The sequence below is a fragment of the Streptomyces sp. NPDC005485 genome (genome assembly GCF_040606085.1).
In the GTDB taxonomy this organism is placed as follows: Bacteria; Actinomycetota; Actinomycetes; order Streptomycetales; family Streptomycetaceae; genus Streptomyces.
Window position 1 is genome coordinate 1 of sequence record NZ_JBEXDZ010000334.1, and the last position, 1,120, is coordinate 1,120.

Below are 1,120 nucleotides of genomic sequence, written 5' to 3' on the forward strand. Positions count from 1 at the left end.
GGGGCGCATCCGCAGGGCGCCGCTGCCTTCGGCCGGCGGGGGTTCGACGGGGCCGATCCGTCCGATCCGGTGCGCCTCGTCCTCGGGGAGCCCGAACCAGAAGTCCAGGCCGAGCGGGCGTGCGATCTCCTCGGCGATCCAGCGGCCGATGGTCCGCCCGGTGACCCGGCGGACCAGTTCCCCGACGATCCAGCTGTAGGTCTGGGCGTGGTAGCCGTGGTCGGTGCCGGGCTCCCACTGGGGCCGCTGCTCGGCGACGGCCCTGGGCCCCGACACCTGGTCGGCGGCCTCCTCGGGGGTCAGCGTCCTGTCGAGGGCGGCCACTCCGGACCGGTGGGCGAGGAGGTGGCGCACGAGGACGCGCTCCTTGCCGTTGGCCTTGAACTCAGGCCAGTACGTACCGACGGGCGCGTCGAGGTCCACCTGGCCGCGCTGGTGCAGCAGGAGCGGCACGGCGGCCGCGATCCCCGTCCCGGCCGAGCGGACGATCTGCACGGTGTCCACGGCCCAGGGTTCGGCGCCGTCGACGTCCCTGGTCCCCGCCTACAGGTCCACGACCTTGCTGCCGTGGTGGTAGAGCGCGACGGCTGCCCCCCGTTCGCCGCGCTGCTCGAAGTTACGGACGAAGGCGTCCCGTACCACCTCGAATCCCGGTGCCACCGTGCCCCGTACGTCCACGCCTGCTCCCGCGCTCCCGCTCATCCCTCCATGGTGCATCGCGTCCCCGGTGGAACGGGGGGCGGGTCACCCTCTGTTCACGGAAGCGGAACGGACACGGAACGCGGGTCGAAGCCGAAGGGCAGCTCCAGCCGGTGCTCGCGCATGAGCGCCTCGTCGCACAGCAGGTCCTGGGTGCGGTCGTCGGCGGCGATCACCCCGTCGCTGAGGACGACGGCGCGCGGGCAGAGTTCGAGGGCGTACGGCAGGTCGTGGGTGACCATCAGCACGGTGACGTCCAGGGACCGCAGGATGTCGGCGAGTTCGCGTCGTGAGGCCGGGTCCAGGTTGGAGGAGGGCTCGTCCAGCACGAGGATCTCCGGCTCCATGGCGAGGACCGTGGCGACGGCCACCCGGCGGCGCTGGCCGAAGGAGAGGTGGTGCGGGGGCCGCGCCGCGTACT

Annotated in this window: 1 protein-coding gene and 1 pseudogene; both read right to left on the reverse strand. The window is 72.9% G+C overall.

Annotated features, from left to right (window positions below; genetic code table 11):
• Positions 1-678, reverse strand: a pseudogene (locus ABZS97_RS44035) (serine hydrolase domain-containing protein); the annotation flags it as partial.
• A gap of 77 nt (positions 679-755) precedes the next feature.
• Positions 756-1,120, reverse strand: a 365-nt coding sequence (locus tag ABZS97_RS44040; RefSeq protein ID WP_356149759.1) for an AAA family ATPase, incomplete at its 5' end; no start/stop codon positions are given.